The organism is Pantoea sp. ICBG 828 (assembly GCF_002928355.1).
In the GTDB taxonomy this organism is placed as follows: domain Bacteria; phylum Pseudomonadota; class Gammaproteobacteria; order Enterobacterales; family Enterobacteriaceae; genus Pantoea; species Pantoea dispersa.
In genome coordinates, this window is sequence record NZ_POWN01000008.1 from 136,777 (window position 1) to 155,479 (window position 18,703).

The following is an 18,703-nucleotide window of genomic DNA, read 5'->3' on the forward strand; positions in this document are numbered from 1 at the left end:
ATCATCAGGAAACCATAATGACTACGACTGATAAAAAATATATTGTCGCGCTCGATCAGGGCACAACCAGCTCACGTGCCGTGGTGCTCGATCATGACGCCAACATCGTCGCCGTCTCACAGCGCGAATTCACCCAGATCTACCCGAAAGCCGGCTGGGTTGAACACGATCCGATGGACATCTGGGCCTCACAGAGCTCCACGCTGGTGGAAGTGCTGGCACACGCTGATATCCGTTCTGACCAGATCGCCGCCATCGGTATCACCAACCAGCGTGAAACCGCGATTGTCTGGGACAAAGAGACCGGCAAACCGATTTACAACGCCATCGTCTGGCAGGATCCGCGTACCGCCGATTACTGTAACAAGCTGAAGAAAGAGGGTCTGGAAGAGTACATCCAGCACACCACCGGTCTGGTGATTAACCCGTACTTCTCCGGCACCAAGGTGAAATGGATTCTCGACCACGTGGAAGGCGCACGCGAGCGGGCGAAACGCGGCGAACTGCTGTTCGGTACCGTTGATACCTGGCTGGTGTGGAAAATGACCCAGGGCCGCGTGCACATCACCGATCACACCAACGCATCGCGTACCATGATGTACAACATCCACAAGCTGGAGTGGGATGCGCGCATGCTGGAGATTCTGGATATTCCGCGTGAAATGCTGCCGGAAGTGAAAGGATCGTCCGAAATCTACGGCCAGACCAACATTGGTGGTAAGGGCGGTACGCGTATTCCTATCGCCGGTATCGCCGGTGACCAGCAGGCTGCGCTGTATGGCCAGCTGTGTGTGCAGCCTGGTATGGCGAAAAACACCTACGGCACCGGCTGCTTTATGCTGATGAACACCGGTACCGAAGCGGTTACCTCAACTCACGGTCTGCTGACCACCATCGCCTGCGGTCCACGCGGCGAGGTGAACTACGCGCTGGAAGGTGCCGTGTTCATCGGTGGTGCGTCAATTCAGTGGCTGCGCGATGAGATGAAGCTGATCAGCGATGCGGGCGACTCCGAATACTTCGCGATGAAAGTCAAAGACACCAACGGCGTGTACATGGTGCCGGCCTTTACCGGTCTCGGCGCACCGTACTGGGACCCGTATGCGCGCGGCGCAATCTTCGGTCTGACCCGTGGTGCCAACGCTAACCACATTATTCGCGCCACGCTGGAGTCCATCGCTTACCAGACGCGTGATGTGCTGGAAGCGATGCAAAACGATGCCGATACCCGCCTGCAGTCGCTGCGCGTGGATGGCGGTGCGGTGGCCAACAACTTCCTGATGCAGTTCCAGTCCGATATTCTCGGCACGCGCGTGGAGCGTCCGGAAGTGCGCGAAGTGACCGCGCTGGGTGCGGCTTACCTCGCCGGTCTGGCGGTCGGCTTCTGGAACGATCTGGAAGAAGTTCGTGCTAAAGCCGTGGTGGAACGCGAATTCCGCCCAAGCATCGAAACCACCGAACGCAACGTGCGTTATGCCGGCTGGAAAAAAGCCGTGGCGCGCGCCCAGGCGTGGGAAGAAGAAGAGTAACACTGTGCTGACCCGCGGCGCCCTGCCGCGGGTTTTTCCCGTCCCCCTGCCCCGCTGTGCTACACTGCCCGCCTGTTTTTTGTCAGGTGCAGACCATGAAACGAGAACTCGCGATTGAATTTTCCCGTGTGACCGAAGCCGCTGCGTTAGCGGGCTATCACTGGTTAGGACGCGGCGACAAGAATGCCGCTGACGGCGCCGCCGTCAACGCCATGCGCATTATGCTCAACACCATCAATATCGACGGCCAGATCGTGATTGGCGAGGGCGAAATCGACGAAGCACCGATGCTGTACATTGGTGAAAAAGTCGGTACCGGCCACGGCGATGCGGTGGACATTGCAGTTGATCCTATCGAAGGCACGCGTATGACTGCGATGGGCCAGGCCAACGCGCTGGCGGTGCTGGCGGTGGGCGATAAAGGCAGCTTCCTGCACGCACCTGATATGTATATGGAAAAGCTGATTGTCGGTCCGGGCGCGCGCGGCGCTATCGATCTCAACCTGCCGCTCGCCACCAATCTGCAGGCGATTGCGCAGGCGCTCAATAAACCGCTCAGCCAGCTGACGGTGTCGATTCTTGCTAAACCGCGTCACGATGCGGTCATCGCGCAGCTGCAGCAGCTGGGCGTGCGCGTGTTTGCTTTTCCGGACGGCGACGTGGCGGCCTCGATTCTCACCTGTATGCCGGACAGCGAAGTGGACGTGCTGTATGGCATCGGCGGTGCGCCAGAAGGCGTGGTGTCGGCGGCGGTGATCCGCGCCATGGATGGCGACATGCAGGCGCGCCTGCTGGCTCGTCATCAGGTCAAAGGGGATTCGGCCGAAAACCGCCGTCTGGGTGAGCAGGAGCTGGCGCGCTGTGCCGAAATGGGTATCAACGCCGGGGAAGTGCTGACGCTGCAACAGATGGCGCGTAACGATAACGTGATTTTCGCGGCGACCGGCATCACCACGGGCGATCTGCTAAAGGGCATCACGCGCCAGGGCAATATCGCCACCAGCGAAACGCTGCTGGTGCGCGGTAAATCGCGCACCATTCGCCGCATTCAGTCGATCCACTATCTGGACCGCAAAGACGCGGCGCTGCACCCTTTTATCCTGTAACCGTCTGTTTGCCGCTCTCCGGATGACGCGAGAGCGGCCACCAGCACAGCAGCATCACCAGCGACGTCACAAACATCAGCATGCCGAGGCTCGACTGATCGTGCTGCGGCAGCAGCGCTGAGAGCCACGCCACCACGCCAGAACCGAGATTCTGCAGACCGCCAATCAGCGCACCGGCGCTGCCGGCCAGCCACGCGTAGGGCTCCATCGCGCCAGAAGTCGCCAGCGGAAACAGCATGCCCGCGCCGAAGAAGAACAGCGCGGCCGGTACCAGCAGCGTCCAGATAGTCATCACGCCAAACCACGCTGGCAGCCACATCAGCAGTCCCGCCAGCAGGCAGCTGTTCACGCCGTACCACATCAGCGTATGCCAGGACTTTTGCTCACGGCCGGCAAACCAGGCACCGAAAAACGCCGCCGGAATCGGCAGAATAAACAGGATGCTTACCGTCAGCCCATCCAGTCCCAGCACGCCCGCCATCAGTACGCCACAGCTGGCCTCAAATACCGCAATGCCCGCCAGCGCGCCGATCAGCAGTAGCAGATAACGCACAAAGTTGCCGTCGCTGAGCAGCGTGATGTAGCGGCGCAGAAACGGTGTCGCGGGCGCATCCACCGGACGGGTCTCCGGGAGCCAGCGGGCCATCGCCGCCGTTACGCCAACACACAGCAGCAGCAGGAAAGCAAAGCAGGCGTGCCAGCCAAACAGATGGGTCAGCAGCGCGCCGATTACCGGCGCCAGCAGCGGGCTGACCAGAATGCCCATGTTAAGCAGGCTGTTGGCCTGGCGCAGCGCAATGCCGGAGTAAAGATCGCGCGGCATGGTGCGCGCCATGACGCCAGCCACGCCGGTACCCAGTCCCTGCACCGCACTGCCCAGTACCAGCACACTCAGCGACGGCGCAAACAGGGCGATCAGAGCGCCCGCCGCGAAAATCGTCATGCCCGCGAGGATCACCGGACGCCGGCCAATGCTGTCCGACAGCGGGCCGTAGATCAGCTGCGATCCGCCGTAGGTCATCAGATAGGCCGCCATCACCTGCTGCATGGCGCCGCTGCGCACGTTAAGCGCCTCTGCCATGTTCGCCATGGCGGGCACATAGATGGTCTGCGCCATCTGTCCCACCGCCACCAGCACAATCAGCATGAACAGCAGGAAGCGGTTTTGCGTATTACTCATCATCATGGAACAAAATGTCTGCCTGAGAAACAAAGTAATGACAGCACTAAACAGGGCTGCCGGAGAGTTATGGCGGCAAAAATATCAGGAATTGCGCACAAAGCGAGAGGCGGGCGTAAAGCGATAGCTCAGGCACCGTCAAGCTTCTGTACCAGGCTGTAACGTGGCCGCTACAGTTGCTGATGTGTGCGGACGATTTGTCGCAGAGAGCCCTTTACCCGCTGCGGGGCTGGAAATCTGGTGCCGGGCTGACGAAGATAGAAAGAGACCAATTATCAATCATCAGGAGCGAACATGGCAGAGTGGGTCAATGCAGAAGTAAAAGAAGTGAAAAACTGGACCGATGCACTGTTCAGCCTGCGCGTCACGGCGCCCATCGACCCTTTTACCGCCGGCCAGTTTGCCAAGCTGGCGCTGGAAGTCGACGGCGAGCGCGTGCAGCGCGCCTACTCCTACGTTAACGCGCCGCAGGATCCGCTGCTGGAGTTCTATCTGGTAACAGTGCCGGAAGGGAAGCTCAGCCCGCGTTTGCAGGCGCTGCAGCCCGGCGATCAGGTGATGGTGACCAAAGAGGCGGCCGGTTTCTTTGTGCTGGATGAGATCCCCGACTGCCAGACGCTGTGGATGCTGGCGACCGGCACGGCGATCGGCCCGTATCTGTCGATTTTGCAACAGGGCGAAGGGCTGGAACGCTTCGACAACATTGTGCTGGTACACGCTGCGCGCTATGCCGCCGACCTGAGTTTTCTGCCGCTGATGCAGCAGCTACAGCAGCGTTATCAGGGCAAGCTGCACATTCAGACGGTGGTCAGCCGCGAGCAGATGCCCGGTTCACTGCATGGCCGCGTACCGCAGCTGATCGAGAGCGGAGAACTGGAAAACGCCGTGGGCCTGCCGATGCTCGCCGATACCAGCCACGTGATGCTGTGCGGTAACCCGCAGATGGTGCGCGATACCCAGCAATTGCTGAAAGAGACCCGCGATATGCGTAAGCATTTCAAACGTAAACCCGGTCACATGACCAGCGAACATTACTGGTAATCGCGCTGGCAGCAAAATGTCAGATTTTTCCCGGCGCGGGTTTTGACTTTCAGCGGTAAAAACCGTTCTAATCGTGGGCTAAGTGAATGATTTAGGGCCGAAGCAATGAAGAATCTGCCAGTCGCGCTGCTGCTCAGCGTCGCACTGACATTTCCCGCCTGGGCGGAGGACGCGCCCGCGCAGGATCGCAACGATCACCTGCCTGCGGCGCCGTATCTGCTGGCGGGTGCGCCCACCTTTGATATGACCATCGCGCAGTTCCGCGAAAAGTATAACGCCGCCAATCCTGACCTCCCGCTGCAGGAGTATCGCGCCATCGACAACCGCGATGACAAGAGCCACCTGACACGTGCCGCCAGTAAAATCAGCGAAACGCTGTATGCCTCTACCGCGCTGGAACAGGGCACCGGCAAGATTAAAACGCTGCAGATTACCTGGCTGCCGGTGCCGGGCCCGGATATGAAAGCGGCACAGACACGCGCCATGGATTACATGACTGCGCTACTGCGCTTTTTTGTGCCCGGTTTGTCAGCGGATGAGGGACACAAGAAGCTCGACGGCCTGCTCAGCGCCGGCAAGGGTGCACGCTATTTTTCCCGCACCGAAGGTGCACTGCGCTTCGTGGTCGCAGACAACGGCGACAAAGGGCTGACCTTCGCCGTTGAGCCCATCAAACTGGCGCTCGCTAGCCCCTGATCTCCCCGGCAAAAATGACGAAAAGCAAAGCCAGCGCCCCATTTGATCTCTATACTGTCTGGCAGACATCGCTGCCCCGATGGCAGCGCTATTTCATGAATCGCGTTATGCGGAGGAAAGAATGCGACATCCACTGGTTATGGGTAACTGGAAACTGAATGGCAGCAAGCACATGGCGGGCGAGCTGATTGAAGGCCTGCGCAAAGAGCTGTCAGGTGTGGAAGGCTGCGGTGTGGCGATTGCTCCGCCGGCGATCTATCTGGATCAGGCCAAACACGCCATTTCCGGCAGCCACATTGCGCTGGGTGCGCAGAACGTGGACGTGAACCTGTCTGGCGCTTTCACCGGTGAAACCTCTGCCGAGATGCTGAAAGACATCGGCGCGAAATACATCATCATCGGCCACTCTGAGCGCCGCACCTACCATAAAGAGAGCGACGAGTTCATCGCGAAAAAATTCGCCGTGCTGAAGGCCGCAGGCCTGGTACCAGTGCTGTGCATCGGTGAGACCGAAGCTGAGAACGAAGCTGGCAAAACTGAAGAAGTGTGCGCACGTCAGATCGACGCCGTGCTGGAAACCCAGGGTGCAGCGGCCTTCGAAGGCGCGGTTATCGCCTATGAGCCAGTCTGGGCCATCGGTACCGGTAAATCAGCGACCCCAGCGCAGGCGCAGGCAGTACACAAATTCATTCGTGACCACATCGCGAAGAAAGATGCCGCTATCGCTGAGCAGGTAATCATTCAGTACGGCGGTTCGGTTAACGACAAAAACGCCGCAGAACTGTTCACCCAGCCGGACATCGACGGCGCGCTGGTGGGCGGTGCGTCGCTGAAAGCCGACGCTTTCGCGGTGATCGTCAAAGCCGCTGCAGCAGCGAAAAACGCGTAAGTTTCTCACGCAGAGAAAGGCGGCTGATGAGCCGCCTTTTTTATTGCCTGAGCAGTCGCGATGCCACTCACTCCAGCAAACGGCACTGGTGATCCTGCAGTTCTTCCGCCGAACCGCGATTCAGCTTGAGCCAGTTGCGCTCCAGCGCCAGCAGCGCCAGGCGTCCATCCGGCAGCTGGGCCAGCGCCAGCCCGTATTTTCCCATCTCACCGCGCGCATGCGGCACCTCCTCTGCCAGCCGGATAAACACGCTCTGCTGCGCCAGTTCGGCGGTGCTCAGCGTGCGAATCAGCCAGGTATGCCGCAGCAGCGTTGCCGTCTGCCACTGCGCATTCAGCTTCGGTGCCAGCGTATCCAGCTGCTGACGCACATCCGGTCGCAGGCAGGAGATATGAATGTGCAGCTGATTCTGCGTACGACCATACTGCGCGTTGATGGCCAGCGACAGCACGCGGTCGTCGACAGGCGCACCGCGCTTCTGCGCCAGCAGGCGGCGCTGCTGCCAGGCGGCAGCAAACAGGTTCGGCGTGGTGGGTTCGAGGAGGATTGGGCTCTCCATGCCGGTGATTTTTGCTATCGGCATCAGCAGATATTGCAGCGGGCCGTTCAAATCTTTGAGCGTCACATAACCCTGCGCCAGATTGACCTGCTGACAGGGTGCCGGCTTACCGTGTTGTGTCATATCCGGCACGCACTTTTCGCTGACGATCTGCCACAGCGCATCAGCGTTTTTATGGAAATGCAGCGCGCCGGCGATCAGTCCGGCAATCAATATGATGAATGCGACAAGCAGCAACTTAAGAGTACGGCGGCGCCCCTGCATGGCCAGATCCTCAGTGATAAGCTGCCTGCATCCTCACCTGTCGCCGGCGGAAAGTCACGGCTTTTTCCGCGCTGCAAAGCAAAACGGCCAGCGCAGAGCTGACCGTTTCGTTACGATGAAAACGCGGTTACGGTTTCATGACCTGATCGTAGCTGCCGCCATCGGCAAAGTGCGCTTTCTGCGCTTTGCTCCAGCCGCCAAACTTGTCATCAATGGTGAAGAGTTTGACCGGCGCGAAGCTGCTGGCAAACTTCTTCGCCACCTCAGGATCGCGCGGGCGATAGAAGTTTTGCGCCGCGATGGTCTGGCCTTCCGGTGAGTAGAGATATTTCAGGTACTCTTCCGCCACCTTACGCGTGCCCTGCTCATCCACCACTTTATCGACCACGGAGACCGTTGGTTCGGCGAGGATTGATTCGCTCGGCGTAACGATTTCAAACTTGTCTTTGCCCAGCTTATCGACGGCCAGATAGGCTTCGTTTTCCCATGCAATCAGCACATCGCCGATACCGCGCTCAACGAAGGTATTGGTCGCGCCACGTGCACCGGAATCCTGCACTTCAACGTTTTTGAACAGCGCCCGGACGTAAGCCAGCGCTTTGGCCTGGTCACCGTGGTTCTGGTCCAGCGCCCAGCCCCAGGCCGCCAGATAGTTCCAGCGTGCGCCGCCGGAGGTTTTCGGATTTGGCGTGATCACGGAAACGCCTGGCTTAATCAGATCTGGCCAGTCATGAATGCCTTTAGGATTGCCTTTGCGTACCAGGAACACGATGGTGGAAGTATAAGGTGCCGAGTTGTCCGGCAGACGCTTGATCCAGTTTTTATCGATACGACCACGGTCAGCAATAGCATCCACGTCGGACTGCAGCGCCAGCGTCACCACATCTGCGCGGATGCCATTGATCACGGACGTCGCCTGCTTACCCGAACCGCCGTGCGACTGGCGGATCACCACGTTATCGCCGGTTTCCTGCTTGTAGTGCGCGCTAAAAGCTTTGTTGTACTGCTCGTACAGCTCACGGGTTGGATCGTAAGAGACGTTTAACAGCTGAATATCCTTTGCCAGAACACTGGTTGAAGCCAGTAACAGGGTGACACCAATACTCCACTTGTTCATTGCTTGCTCTCCCGAGGTCGTTATAGAACAAGACTGACACAAAGCAATCCATGGATTAAAGAATTAAAAATAAGCTGTTATAACTATGGAGAATATAGCAAGGCATAAAAAAGGGCGCGAAAGCGATCGCGCCCGATTTATCGTTGATTAGTAGAGTTTTTTCGCGGTATCCAGCCAGTCGCGCTTGAACGGACGCTTCATGTTTTCGATAGCGTCGATGATGTCATGATGCACCATCTTCTCGTTCTGAATACCCACGCAGCGACCGCCGTAGCCCTGCAGCAGCAGCTCAATTGAATAAGCGCCCATGCGTGATGCCAGAATGCGGTCGTAAGCGCATGGCGCACCGCCGCGCTGGATGTGGCCGAGCACGGTGGCACGGGTTTCACGCTTGGTTTCCGCTTCAATAAAGTGCGCCAGATCGTCGATGTCACAGATGTGTTCGGTGATCGCCACGATGGCGTGTTTTTTACCTTTCGCAATGCCAGCCTGGATTTCTGCCACCAGCTCTTCGCGCGTGTAAGGGATTTCAGGCAGCACGATGAACTCACAGCCACCGGCGATGGCCGCCGCTAAGGTCAGGTCACCGCAGTAGCGGCCCATCACTTCTACGATGGAGATACGCTGATGCGAAGAAGAGGTATCGCGCAGACGGTCAATCGCTTCAACTACGGTTTCCAGCGCGGTGAAATAACCGATGGTGTAATCGGTACCGGCGACGTCGTTATCGATGGTGCCCGGCAGGCCAATGCACGGGAAGCCCATCTCAGTCAGGCGCTTAGCACCCATGTAAGAACCGTCACCGCCAATCACCACCAGCGCATCAATGCCGCGCTTTTTCATGTTTTCGATCGCGACCTGACGCACTTCTTCGTTGCGGAACTCCGGGAAACGCGCCGAGCCGAGGAAGGTGCCGCCGCGGTTAATCATGTCCGACACGCTGTAGCGGTCGAGGTTGATCATGCGGTCTTCGTACAAACCCAGATAGCCGTCATAAATACCAAAAACTTCAAGGCCTTCACTCAGCGCGGAACGGACAACTCCGCGAATGGCTGCGTTCATGCCTGGGGCGTCGCCGCCGCTGGTCAGTACTCCGATTTTTTTGATCATGACAACCTCTGGATTGTTCAAAACTAAGGATTATTCCTGCCTTTCGACCGGTGTGGACCAGCTCGCGATCGCACGGCTTAATAGTTGCAGATAGTATATCAAAGGCTTGATGCTGAATTGATTCAGGTCAGACAAGTTTTCGCTAATTTTTTACAGAGTTGTTAGCGTTACGTCATTTTTTTCACGCAATACTATGTTTTATAACGGCTAAAACTGAAAAAAACCCTGCTGATTTTGCGGCACGACAGAACAGGGGTCCTGATGAATAATCACATCTGAGCCGGGAAATTTTTGCCGTAATGCCTGCTCAATTTGATCGGCCACCTGATGCGCCTGCACCAGCGGGAGATGATCGTCCATCTCCAGATGAAGCTGAATAAACCGCGTCGGGCCAGACTGCCGCGTACGTAACGCATGGGCACCGCGTACGCCGGGCCAGTGGCTTACCAGCGCGATAATCGCCTGTTTTTCCTGCTCCGGCAACGCGCGATCGAGCAGCGACTGCACCGCTTCATAGCCCATGCGCAGCGCGTTATAGAGGATATATACGCCGATGCCGAGCGCAAACAGCGCATCCGCACGCTTGAAACCATAACTGCTTAAGCCCAGCGCCACCAGAATCGCGCCGTTCATCACCACATCCGACTGATAATGCAGCATGTCCGCGCGAATCGCCTGGCTGCGGGTACGCCGCACCACCCAGCGTTGGAAAGCGACCAGCACCAGCGTGGAGCTGAGGGCGATCAGCGTCACTATTATACCCACCAGCGGCGCACGCAGCGTTTCCGGCGTGGCCAGATGCTGCAGCCCGGTAAGAAACAAAAACAGCGCCGATCCGGAGATAAACATGCTTTGCGCCAGTGCCGCCAGCGATTCCGCTTTGCCATGACCAAAGGTGTGATCGTCATCTGCAGGCTGCAATGAATAGCGCACCACCAGCAGATTGGTCAGTGACGCGGCGATATCGACCAGCGAATCCACCAGCGCCGCCAGCACGCTGACCGAACCGGTGTACCACCAGGCGAAAATTTTCACGATCAGCAACAGCGTTGCCAGCGTGGTCGCCGCCAGCGCCGCGCGGTTTACCAGTTTTGCGTAGGAAGGTTCCATGCCTTGCCTCGTCAGGCGCTGCAGCACGCCATGCAGTGGAAAATGGCTCAAGTTTATCACCGTACCGTGCAGACTGCGTGACAGGATAGCGAAACGGATGCAATTTGCCCGCGAATTCAGGGCAAAAAAAACCCCGCCATCATGGCGGGGAAGACAGGGATGGTGTCTATGGCAAGGAAAACAGGGATACTATGTTACTGGTTACTGCTGGTACTACTCACTGCTTGCAGCGGTGATGATGGCTGCAATCCGGAGAGCCGACGCGCTTCATTCAGGCGCCGCTCAAAATTCTTCTGCAATGTTGCTTGCTGTGCAGGCGTTAGCAGGTGATACATCTGATTACGAACCCGGGCCATCTCGATTTGCAGTTCTACCTGCTCGCGGGCCTGTTTCTCTGCCTGCTGGCGGATAGCCGATTCGTTAAATTTGTCTGCAATGACAAGGTCATGCATAGTTTCTATATCCTGAACGCTTAACACCGGGCGTTCATGGCGCGCTTGCTGCATCAGGTCGCGCATCTGTTGCCGCTGTTGTTCAGTCAGCTCAATGCCATCGAACATGTGGCTTTGCGGATTTTGCGTCATACTGCCTGTCGTCAATCCGCCGTTATGATGCATCTCGTCAATCGTCGTCGTGTCTGCTGCTTCTGCGCTGGCGTGACTGAGAACCATCGCTGAGGCAAAGACGACGGCGGTTAAGTAGCGCATCGTTTACTCCCGGTTCGTTCCGTTTTGCGATTCAACGAGAGCTAGTGTACGGCGACAGCTGCAAACATCCGTCAGGGGGTGTAAAACTACGTAAAGCGTTGGATTGCCACTATAGGAACACGGTATTTTGCCTGCGGAGGGCAACAAAAAATGAATAAAATCCTGTTGGTTGATGACGACCGCGAATTGACTTCGCTGCTTAAAGAACTGCTTGAAATGGAAGGTTTTGAGGTGATTGTCGCCAGCGATGGCGAGCAGGCGCTCAATCTGCTGGACAACACCGTCGACCTGCTTTTGCTCGATGTCATGATGCCGAAGAAGAACGGTATCGACACGTTAAAAGAGCTACGCCAGCAACATCAAACCCCTGTCATCATGCTGACCGCCCGCGGTAGCGAGCTGGACCGCGTTCTGGGCCTGGAACTGGGCGCGGATGACTATCTGCCAAAGCCGTTCAACGATCGCGAACTGGTGGCGCGTATCCGTGCGATTCTGCGCCGTTCCAACTGGAGCGAACAGCAGCAACAGCACGATAACAGCTCACCGACGCTGGAAGTGGATTGCCTGCGCCTGAATCCGGGCCGTCAGGAAGCCAGCTTCGACAGCGAAACGCTGGATCTCACCGGCACCGAGTTCACCCTGCTCTACTTACTGGCGCAGCATCTTGGCCAGGTGGTGTCACGCGAGCATCTCAGCCAGGAAGTGCTGGGCAAGCGCCTGACGCCGTTTGACCGCGCCATCGATATGCACATCTCCAACCTGCGTCGTAAGCTGCCGGAACGTCGTGATGGTCATCCGTGGTTCAAAACTCTGCGTGGACGCGGCTATCTGATGGTTTCGGCATCATGATTGGAAGTTTGACCACCCGCATCTTCGCCATCTTCTGGCTCACCCTGGCGCTGGTGTTGATGCTGGTACTGATGGTGCCCAAACTCGATTCGCGCCAGATGACCTCGCTGATGGAGAGCGAACAGCGCCAGGGCACCATGATTGAGCAACACGTTGAGGCGGAGCTGTCACAGGATCCGCCCAACGACCTGATGTGGTGGCGCCGGCTGTTTCGCGCCATCGACAAATGGGCACCGCCCGGTCAGCGCCTGCTGCTGGTGACCAGCGAAGGACGGGTGATCGGTGCGCAGCACAATGAAATGCAGGTGATCCGTAACTTTATCGGCCAGTCCGATAATGCCGATCATCCGCAGAAGAAAAAGTATGGCCGCGTCGAGATGGTCGGCCCCTTCGCGGTGCGCGACGGCGAAGACAATTACCAGCTGTATCTGATCCGTCCCGCCACCAGTTCCCAGCTCGATTTCGTCAACCTGCTGTTTGACCGTCCTCTGCTGCTGCTCATCGTCACGATGTTAATCAGCTCACCGCTGCTGCTGTGGCTGGCGTGGAGCCTGGCGCGTCCGGCACGCAAACTAAAACATGCCGCGGATGAAGTGGCGAGCGGAAATTTGCGTCAGCATCCGGAACTGGAATCGGGCCCGCAGGAATTTCTCGCAGCCGGCTCCAGTTTCAACCAGATGGTGAGCGCGCTCGAACGCATGATGACGGCACAGCAGCGACTGCTGTCGGATATCAGCCATGAATTACGCACGCCGCTGACGCGTCTGCAGCTGGCGACTGCGCTACTGCGCCGGCGTCATGGCGAAGGCAAAGAACTGGAGCGTATTGAGACCGAAGCGCAGCGTCTGGACGGCATGATCAACGACTTGCTGGTACTGTCGCGCACCCAGCATAAGAACGCGCTGGTGAGCGAAGCGATGAAGGCCAACCAGCTGTGGAATGGCGTGCTGGAAGATGCCAAATTCGAAGCGGAGCAGATGGGTAAAACCATGGACGTGCCGTATCCGCCCGGTCCGTGGCCGCTGTACGGTAACCCGCACGCGCTGGAAAGCGCGCTGGAGAACATTGTGCGCAACGCGCTGCGCTATTCGCACACGCACATCAGCGTTAGCTTTGCCGTGGATATTCAGGGCATTACCGTGCACGTCGACGACGACGGTCCCGGCGTCAGCCCGGAAGATCGCGAGCAGATTTTCCGTCCGTTCTACCGCACCGATGAAGCGCGTGACCGTGAATCCGGCGGCACCGGGCTCGGGCTGGCGATTGTCGAAACCGCCGTGCAACAGCACCGCGGCTGGGTGAAAGCCGATGATAGCCCGTTAGGCGGTCTGCGCCTGACGCTGTGGCTGCCGCTGTACTCCGCCCGGCAATAATTTGCTATGCTGCGGCCCTCGTTTCCGGGGGCCTTATGCTAAACATCGTCTTATTTGAACCTGAAATCCCGCCAAATACCGGCAACATCATCCGCCTGTGCGCCAATACCGGCTTTCAGCTGCACCTGATTGAGCCGTTAGGCTTCGCCTGGGATGATAAACGCCTGCGCCGCGCCGGACTGGATTACCATGAATATACCGCGCTGAAAAAGCACGCCAGCTACGTCGCTTTTCTGGCGGCGGAAGCGCCACAGCGCTTATTCGCGCTGACCACCAAAGGCACACCGGCGCACAGCGCCGTCAGCTATCAGCCGGGCGACTATCTGCTGTTTGGCCCGGAGAGCCGTGGCTTACCGCCAGAAATTCTTAATGCGTTACCGGCAGAACAGAAGATCCGCATTCCGATGCGCGCGGAGAGCCGCAGCATGAACCTGTCGAATGCAGTTTCAGTGGTGGTGTATGAGGCGTGGCGCCAGCTGGATTATGCGGGCGCGCTGATCAAAGGCTAGATGCCGTCGCCGTACTCAAACCCGGCGCCGGTGAAATGCTGATCCATATCCATCGACGGTTTGTCGCTGGCTGGTTTACCGACAATGCGCGCCGGCACGCCGGCCGCCGTGGTATGGGGCGGCACCGGCTGCAAGACCACCGAACCGGCGCCGATTTTGGCACCGCGCCCGACTTCAATATTGCCAAGGATTTTGGCACCCGCGCCAATCATCACCCCTTCACGGATCTTCGGATGGCGATCGCCGCTGGTTTTACCGGTACCGCCCAGCGTGACCGACTGCAGAATGGAGACGTCATTTTCCACCACAGCCGTTTCACCAATCACGATGCCGGTGGCGTGATCCAGCATGATGCCACGCCCGATGCGCGCCGCCGGATGAATATCCACGGCGAATGAGACCGAGATTTCGTTTTGCAGATACACCGCCAGCGCACGCCGTCCCTCTTTCCACAGCCAGTGGCCAATACGGTACGCCTGCAGCGCGTGGAAGCCCTTCAGATAGAGTAACGGCGTGGAATATTTGTCGACCGCCGGATCGCGCTGACGCACCGCCTGAATATCGTACGCGGCCGAGACAATCATCTCAGGATCCTGACGATAGGCTTCTTCAACAATTTCGCGTATGGCGATGGCGGGCATGATCGGGTTAGCGAGCTTGTTAGCCAGCATGTAGCTGAGCGCGCTGCCGAGATTTTCGTGCTTGAGCAAGGTCGCGTGGTAAAAACTGGCCAGCATCGGTTCACAATCGGCCAGCGCTCTGGCTTCGGCTTTGATATGGTTCCAGACCAGTTCTAACTCTTCAGACGACATTGCTGTTTGCTCCCGATAAAAAAGCGCCCGATGAGGCGCTACAGGTGATAATGCTTAAGCGTCCTGCTTTAGCTTTGGCTGTTCTCGTCCTTCCTTGTACGACCAAGCAGGCTCAATGCTGCCTCTCGCGCCGATTTTTCGCAATATAATACCTGATATATTTGCTCGGTTATTGGCATTTCCACGCCCACACGCGCAGCTAACGCTTTGACTTCTTTGGTATTTCTGTAGCCTTCTACAACTTGTCCGATAATGCGTTGCGCCTCATCCACGCTTTCGCCCTGCCCCAGCATCATGCCGAAACGACGGTTGCGCGACTGATTATCGGTACAGGTCAGCACCAGATCGCCAAGACCCGCCATGCCCATAAAGGTCGTCGGATCGGCACCCAGCGCAGCACCGAGACGGCTCATCTCCGCCAGACCGCGGGTGATGAGTGCCGTACGCGCATTGGCACCAAAGCCAATGCCGTCGGAGATCCCGGCACCAATCGCAATGACGTTTTTCACTGCGCCGCCCAGCTGCACGCCGATGAAGTCCGGATTGTTGTAAACGCGGAAGCTTTTGCCGCAGTGCAGCTTTTGCTGCAGATCGTCGGCAAACTGCGCGTCAGTGGCCGCCAGCGCAATCGCCGTTGGCAAACCAGCCGCCAGCTCTTTGGCAAAGGTCGGGCCGGAAATCACCGCCAGCGGAATGCTGTCGCCGAGGATTTCGCGCGCCACATCCTGCAGCAGCCGTCCGGTCTCTTTTTCCAGTCCTTTGGTCGCCCAGACAATGCGTGAGTCGGCACGCAGCAGCGGTTTAAGCTGCATCAGCACATCGCCGAACACATGGCTTGGCACCACCACCAGCAGATCGCGGCTGGCGCTGACGACGCGGGCCAGATCGGCTTCAGGAACGAGATTATCGGGGAAAGGAACATCGGGCAGGAAAGCGGTATTGCATCGGTCAGCCTGCAGCTGCGCCACGCTTTGCGGATTGTGGCCCCACAGCAGCACCGGGTGGCCATTACGGGCCAGCGTAATGGCCAGTGCGGTGCCGTACGAGCCGGCACCGATGACGCTAATCGAAGCGTTGAGTGTAGTCATCAGGCATCCTGACGTGGCGCTTCGCCTTCACCCTGCTGCTGCAGATAATTCATGAACAGCGCATCAAAGTTGACCGGCGCCAGATTAAGCTGAGGGAAGGTACCGCGTGACACCAGGCTGGTGACACATTCACGCGCATACGGGAACAGAATGTTCGGGCAGTAAGCGCCGAGGCAATGTGCCATCTGCGTGCCTTCGATACCGCTGATGGTGAAGATACCGGCCTGCTGTACTTCGCACAGGAACGCGGTGTCTTCGCCCACGGTGGCGGTGACAGTAACGCGCAGCACGACTTCATACACTTCATCCGCCAGCTGAGAAGAGGCGGTGTCCAGATCCAGCTTCACTTCCGGTTCCCACTCTTTCTGGAAAACCTGAGGTGCGTTTGGCGCTTCAAATGAAACGTCTTTGGTGTAAACGCGTTGAATCTGGAACTGCATTTCGTTGCTGCTATGCTCTGACATGTTACTGAATCCTTTAAGTGAAAATTGTCGGTCGAAAATGTTATGCGCGGAGCAAGGGATCGAGTCCCTGACGCCCGTCCAGCGCGTAGAGATCGTCACAGCCGCCAATGTGCTGCGCGTCAATAAAGATCTGTGGCACCGTGGTGCGGCCGCTGCGTTTGATCATCTCTTCGCGCTTTACCGCGTCCCCATCAATGGGAATCTCCTGGTATGACACGCCTTTTTGATCCAGCAACGCCTTCGCCCGGTGGCAGTAAGGACAGGTCACTTTGGTGTAAATCTCAACATTAGCCATGCGGTGATACCTCAGGAAGTTATTTACCGCGAACCAGCGGCAGGTTTTCGCCACTCCAGCCGCTCACACCATCTTTCAGCACGGTCACTTTGTCAAAACCCGCTGCGCTGAGGGTGGCTGCCGGTTCTGCGGCGCTCTGGCCGGTGGCACATACCACAATTATGGGCTGCGACTTGTGCTTTTCCAGCTCGCCGAAGCTGCCTTTTTTGATATCGGCTGCGGCGATGTTAATAGCCCCTGAAATGTGTCCTTTGCGATAGTCGTCGCGTGAACGAACGTCTACCACCACCGCATCCTCTTTGTTGATCAGGTGGGTTGCTTCACCACGGCTGATGGTTTTTACCTTAGAGAACATTCCTTTAACGGTGGTTACAATCACCAGAATAAGTAAAGCGACCCATGCCAGACTAAGGATGGGGTGATTGCTTGCAAACTGCATAATTTCTTGCATGAGGGGTAACGACTCCAGACCGGGGCTAATAAGCTAAAACAAGGGTTCTGAGTATACCTGCGCCACTTCGCATGTACAGTCGCGAAGCGGGCAGAGTTACGATTTGTGCGTCATTTTCCAAAAAAAGTGTTCTAATCGCAAAATTGAGACAATCTTTATCCCGCTAAGCTGTGGCCGACATCTTTCGTAAAGCAAAACCCGGCCGGGATAACTGGTAAGCGGCTGTTCATCGTGGAATAATTATCGACTATGAAGGGAAAAGCGACCGTTACACACACAAGGACCCGTTACAACGACCCGGCATCTCCGTTGTCATTTCGCTGGTCCGATATCTCCCTTAGCCTGCTTTGTGCGGGTGCGTTGCTGTTGCCCGTCGCCGCGCATAGCGCCGATGACAGCAAAACGCAGCTAAAGTCCATTCAGCAGGACATCGCCGAAAAAGAGAAAAGCGTTAAAGCGCAGAAGCTGCAGCGCAGTAAGCTGCTGGATCAGCTGCAGAGTCAGGAAAAAGTGATTGCCCAGGCCAGTCGCCAGTTGCGTGAAACCCGCAATAGCCTGAGCGCGCTGAACGGCGAAATCGCCCAAACCACCGCCGCCATTGCCCGGCTGGAAAAGCAGCAGGCGCAGCAGGAAAAACTGCTGGCGCAGCAGCTGGATGCCGCGTTTCGTCAGGGCCAGCACAACGCCGTACAGCTGCTGCTCGGCGGTGAAGAAGCACAGCGCAGCGAACGTATTCTGGCCTATTTTGGCTACCTCAATGCCGCCCGGCAAAAAAACATCGACGAGCTTAAGCAGACTCAGCAGGAACTGGCGCAGCAGCGTCAGGCGCTGCAGGGCAAGCAGGAGCAGCAAAAGTCGCTGTTAGCGCAGCAGCAGACGCAACAGAACAAGCTGGAAACCGCCAGCGCCGCACGCAAGAAAACGTTGTCCGCACTGGAGAGCGCGCTGGAGAAAGACCAGGCCGATCTGGTCGAGATGCGCCAGAACGAAAGCCGCCTGCAGGACAAAATCGCCAAAGCCGAACGTGAGGCGCGCGAACGGGCGCAACGCGAAGCGCGCGAGGCGGAAAAAGTGCGCCAGCGTCAGGCCCAGGCAAAAGCCAAAGGCTCCAGCTATTCCCCTACGCAAAGCGAGCGCGAGCTGATGGCGCGCACCGGCGGCCTTGGCCGGCCGGGCGGACAGGCCATCTGGCCAGTGCGCGGTCGCATTGAACATCGCTTTGGTGAAGCAATGCAGGGCGAACTGCGCTGGAAAGGGCTGGTGATTGATGCCCCGGAAGGCACTGAAGTCAAAGCCATTGCTGATGGTCGCGTGCTGATGGCCGACTGGCTGCAAGGCTACGGCCTGGTTGTGGTCGTCGAACACGGTAAAGGCGATATGAGCCTTTATGGCTACAATCAGAGCGCGTTGGTGAGCGTCGGTGCGCAGGTGAAGGCAGGACAGCCTATCGCCCTCGTGGGCACCAGCGGCGGCCGCGGCACGCCCTCGCTCTACTTTGAAATTCGTCGTCAGGGACAGGCCGTCAACCCACTGCCGTGGTTAGGAAGATAAGTG

The 18,703-nt window shown here is 57.8% G+C and carries 20 protein-coding genes; 9 read left to right on the plus strand and 11 right to left on the minus strand.

All coding sequences use genetic code 11. The annotated features are described in order from the left end of the window. Positions 1 to 17 precede the first annotated feature (17 nt). Both glpK and glpX read left to right on the plus strand, forming a co-directional pair. Complete coding sequence (gene glpK / locus C1Y43_RS19045; protein WP_021507040.1) at positions 18 to 1,529, plus strand: glycerol kinase GlpK; 1,512 nt, start codon at positions 18 to 20, stop codon at positions 1,527 to 1,529. A 95-nt stretch (positions 1,530 to 1,624) separates the two neighbouring features. Continuing rightward, positions 1,625 to 2,635, plus strand: coding sequence for a class II fructose-bisphosphatase (gene glpX, locus C1Y43_RS19050; protein ID WP_021507041.1), 1,011 nt, complete (start codon positions 1,625 to 1,627; stop codon positions 2,633 to 2,635). On the opposite strand, the gene emrD is transcribed toward glpX, so the two are convergent. Next, positions 2,625 to 3,818, minus strand: coding sequence for a multidrug efflux MFS transporter EmrD (emrD, locus tag C1Y43_RS19055; protein ID WP_275044624.1), 1,194 nt, complete (start codon positions 3,816 to 3,818; stop codon positions 2,625 to 2,627). The two genes, glpX and emrD, sit on opposite strands and share 11 nt — an antisense overlap. Positions 3,819 to 4,109: 291 nt before the next feature. Here emrD and fpr point away from each other — a divergent pair, with 291 nt between their 5' ends. The 3 genes from fpr to tpiA all read left to right on the plus strand — a co-directional run bounded on the left by fpr (position 4,110) and on the right by tpiA (position 6,441). Further along, positions 4,110 to 4,856, plus strand: coding sequence for a ferredoxin--NADP(+) reductase (gene fpr, locus C1Y43_RS19060; RefSeq protein WP_021507043.1), 747 nt, complete (start codon positions 4,110 to 4,112; stop codon positions 4,854 to 4,856). Between the two features lie 105 nt (positions 4,857 to 4,961). Continuing rightward, positions 4,962 to 5,552, plus strand: coding sequence for a YiiQ family protein (locus tag C1Y43_RS19065; protein ID WP_058775487.1), 591 nt, complete (start codon positions 4,962 to 4,964; stop codon positions 5,550 to 5,552). A gap of 121 nt (positions 5,553 to 5,673) precedes the next feature. Then, entirely contained in the window at positions 5,674 to 6,441 is a 768-nt protein-coding gene (gene tpiA / locus C1Y43_RS19070; RefSeq protein WP_031279624.1) for a triose-phosphate isomerase, read from the plus strand. Between the two features lie 67 nt (positions 6,442 to 6,508). Here the strand turns inward: tpiA and C1Y43_RS19075 are convergent, their stop codons facing one another. The 5 genes from C1Y43_RS19075 to cpxP all read right to left on the minus strand — a co-directional run bounded on the left by C1Y43_RS19075 (position 6,509) and on the right by cpxP (position 11,308). Continuing rightward, the gene (locus C1Y43_RS19075) at positions 6,509 to 7,264 is read right to left on the minus strand and encodes a CDP-diacylglycerol diphosphatase (protein ID WP_104189246.1); all 756 of its coding nucleotides are present in this window, start codon (positions 7,262 to 7,264) and stop codon (positions 6,509 to 6,511) included. A 127-nt stretch (positions 7,265 to 7,391) separates the two neighbouring features. Continuing rightward, the gene (locus tag C1Y43_RS19080; protein WP_021507046.1) at positions 7,392 to 8,381 is read right to left on the minus strand and encodes a sulfate ABC transporter substrate-binding protein; all 990 of its coding nucleotides are present in this window, start codon (positions 8,379 to 8,381) and stop codon (positions 7,392 to 7,394) included. A gap of 147 nt (positions 8,382 to 8,528) precedes the next feature. Further along, a complete protein-coding gene (gene pfkA, locus C1Y43_RS19085; protein ID WP_021507047.1) occupies positions 8,529 to 9,491 on the minus strand; it encodes a 6-phosphofructokinase in 963 nt (320 codons plus the stop codon). Between the two features lie 207 nt (positions 9,492 to 9,698). Next, positions 9,699 to 10,601, minus strand: a complete 903-nt coding sequence (fieF, locus tag C1Y43_RS19090; protein ID WP_021507048.1) for a CDF family cation-efflux transporter FieF — start codon at positions 10,599 to 10,601, stop codon at positions 9,699 to 9,701. Positions 10,602 to 10,795: 194 nt separating this feature from the next. Further along, a complete protein-coding gene (gene cpxP / locus C1Y43_RS19095; RefSeq protein ID WP_021507049.1) occupies positions 10,796 to 11,308 on the minus strand; it encodes a cell-envelope stress modulator CpxP in 513 nt (170 codons plus the stop codon). A gap of 150 nt (positions 11,309 to 11,458) precedes the next feature. Between cpxP and cpxR the strand changes: the two genes are divergently transcribed. Genes cpxR through trmL form a run of 3 tightly spaced genes read left to right on the plus strand, consistent with a single transcriptional unit; the run spans position 11,459 to position 14,039 of the window. Further along, positions 11,459 to 12,157, plus strand: coding sequence for an envelope stress response regulator transcription factor CpxR (cpxR, locus tag C1Y43_RS19100; RefSeq protein ID WP_007885339.1), 699 nt, complete (start codon positions 11,459 to 11,461; stop codon positions 12,155 to 12,157). Continuing rightward, the gene (gene cpxA, locus C1Y43_RS19105; RefSeq protein WP_031279625.1) at positions 12,154 to 13,530 is read left to right on the plus strand and encodes an envelope stress sensor histidine kinase CpxA; all 1,377 of its coding nucleotides are present in this window, start codon (positions 12,154 to 12,156) and stop codon (positions 13,528 to 13,530) included. Before cpxR ends, cpxA begins: the two co-directional genes overlap by 4 nt. A 35-nt stretch (positions 13,531 to 13,565) precedes the next feature. Beyond that, positions 13,566 to 14,039: a tRNA (uridine(34)/cytosine(34)/5-carboxymethylaminomethyluridine(34)-2'-O)-methyltransferase TrmL gene (gene trmL / locus C1Y43_RS19110; RefSeq protein WP_058775484.1), complete on the plus strand. Its 474-nt coding sequence runs from the start codon at positions 13,566 to 13,568 to the stop codon at positions 14,037 to 14,039. On the opposite strand, the gene cysE is transcribed toward trmL, so the two are convergent. From cysE to C1Y43_RS19135, 5 genes are all read right to left on the minus strand, one after another. Further along, positions 14,036 to 14,851 (minus strand): serine O-acetyltransferase, encoded by an 816-nt coding sequence (gene cysE, locus C1Y43_RS19115; RefSeq protein WP_021507052.1) that lies wholly within the window; start codon positions 14,849 to 14,851, stop codon positions 14,036 to 14,038. The two genes, trmL and cysE, sit on opposite strands and share 4 nt — an antisense overlap. A 68-nt stretch (positions 14,852 to 14,919) precedes the next feature. Then, positions 14,920 to 15,939: an NAD(P)H-dependent glycerol-3-phosphate dehydrogenase gene (gpsA, locus tag C1Y43_RS19120; RefSeq protein ID WP_059010949.1), complete on the minus strand. Its 1,020-nt coding sequence runs from the start codon at positions 15,937 to 15,939 to the stop codon at positions 14,920 to 14,922. Continuing rightward, positions 15,939 to 16,403 carry a protein-export chaperone SecB gene (gene secB, locus C1Y43_RS19125; protein ID WP_021507054.1) on the minus strand — a complete coding sequence of 155 codons (465 nt, stop codon included), beginning with the start codon at positions 16,401 to 16,403 and terminating at the stop codon, positions 15,939 to 15,941. The genes gpsA and secB overlap by 1 nt, the downstream gene beginning before the upstream one ends. Before the next feature lie 40 nt (positions 16,404 to 16,443). Then, positions 16,444 to 16,698, minus strand: a complete 255-nt coding sequence (gene grxC / locus C1Y43_RS19130) for a glutaredoxin 3 (RefSeq protein ID WP_010616518.1) — start codon at positions 16,696 to 16,698, stop codon at positions 16,444 to 16,446. Between the two features lie 19 nt (positions 16,699 to 16,717). Next, entirely contained in the window at positions 16,718 to 17,149 is a 432-nt protein-coding gene (locus C1Y43_RS19135) for a rhodanese-like domain-containing protein (RefSeq protein ID WP_058759412.1), read from the minus strand. 249 nt (positions 17,150 to 17,398) lie between these two features. Here C1Y43_RS19135 and envC point away from each other — a divergent pair, with 249 nt between their 5' ends. Beyond that, positions 17,399 to 18,700: a murein hydrolase activator EnvC gene (gene envC / locus C1Y43_RS19140; protein ID WP_058775483.1), complete on the plus strand. Its 1,302-nt coding sequence runs from the start codon at positions 17,399 to 17,401 to the stop codon at positions 18,698 to 18,700. Positions 18,701 to 18,703 lie beyond the last annotated feature (3 nt).

What these genes read in the sequence shown, in the direction of transcription:
- emrD (WP_275044624.1), bottom strand. Translation starts at nt 3,818, where the DNA reads ATGATGAGTAATACGCAAAACCGCTTCCTGCTGTTCATGCTGATTGTG.
- cpxA (WP_031279625.1), top strand. Translation starts at nt 12,154, where the DNA reads ATGATTGGAAGTTTGACCACCCGCATCTTCGCCATCTTCTGGCTCACC.
- secB (WP_021507054.1), bottom strand. Translation starts at nt 16,403, where the DNA reads ATGTCAGAGCATAGCAGCAACGAAATGCAGTTCCAGATTCAACGCGTT.
- cysE (WP_021507052.1), bottom strand. Translation starts at nt 14,851, where the DNA reads ATGTCGTCTGAAGAGTTAGAACTGGTCTGGAACCATATCAAAGCCGAA.
- glpX (WP_021507041.1), top strand. Translation starts at nt 1,625, where the DNA reads ATGAAACGAGAACTCGCGATTGAATTTTCCCGTGTGACCGAAGCCGCT.
- gpsA (WP_059010949.1), bottom strand. Translation starts at nt 15,939, where the DNA reads ATGACTACACTCAACGCTTCGATTAGCGTCATCGGTGCCGGCTCGTAC.
- cpxP (WP_021507049.1), bottom strand. Translation starts at nt 11,308, where the DNA reads ATGCGCTACTTAACCGCCGTCGTCTTTGCCTCAGCGATGGTTCTCAGT.
- envC (WP_058775483.1), top strand. Translation starts at nt 17,399, where the DNA reads ATGAAGGGAAAAGCGACCGTTACACACACAAGGACCCGTTACAACGAC.
- C1Y43_RS19080 (WP_021507046.1), bottom strand. Translation starts at nt 8,381, where the DNA reads ATGAACAAGTGGAGTATTGGTGTCACCCTGTTACTGGCTTCAACCAGT.
- C1Y43_RS19065 (WP_058775487.1), top strand. Translation starts at nt 4,962, where the DNA reads ATGAAGAATCTGCCAGTCGCGCTGCTGCTCAGCGTCGCACTGACATTT.
- pfkA (WP_021507047.1), bottom strand. Translation starts at nt 9,491, where the DNA reads ATGATCAAAAAAATCGGAGTACTGACCAGCGGCGGCGACGCCCCAGGC.
- fpr (WP_021507043.1), top strand. Translation starts at nt 4,110, where the DNA reads ATGGCAGAGTGGGTCAATGCAGAAGTAAAAGAAGTGAAAAACTGGACC.
- trmL (WP_058775484.1), top strand. Translation starts at nt 13,566, where the DNA reads ATGCTAAACATCGTCTTATTTGAACCTGAAATCCCGCCAAATACCGGC.
- cpxR (WP_007885339.1), top strand. Translation starts at nt 11,459, where the DNA reads ATGAATAAAATCCTGTTGGTTGATGACGACCGCGAATTGACTTCGCTG.
- glpK (WP_021507040.1), top strand. Translation starts at nt 18, where the DNA reads ATGACTACGACTGATAAAAAATATATTGTCGCGCTCGATCAGGGCACA.
- C1Y43_RS19135 (WP_058759412.1), bottom strand. Translation starts at nt 17,149, where the DNA reads ATGCAAGAAATTATGCAGTTTGCAAGCAATCACCCCATCCTTAGTCTG.
- grxC (WP_010616518.1), bottom strand. Translation starts at nt 16,698, where the DNA reads ATGGCTAATGTTGAGATTTACACCAAAGTGACCTGTCCTTACTGCCAC.
- C1Y43_RS19075 (WP_104189246.1), bottom strand. Translation starts at nt 7,264, where the DNA reads ATGCAGGGGCGCCGCCGTACTCTTAAGTTGCTGCTTGTCGCATTCATC.
- fieF (WP_021507048.1), bottom strand. Translation starts at nt 10,601, where the DNA reads ATGGAACCTTCCTACGCAAAACTGGTAAACCGCGCGGCGCTGGCGGCG.
- tpiA (WP_031279624.1), top strand. Translation starts at nt 5,674, where the DNA reads ATGCGACATCCACTGGTTATGGGTAACTGGAAACTGAATGGCAGCAAG.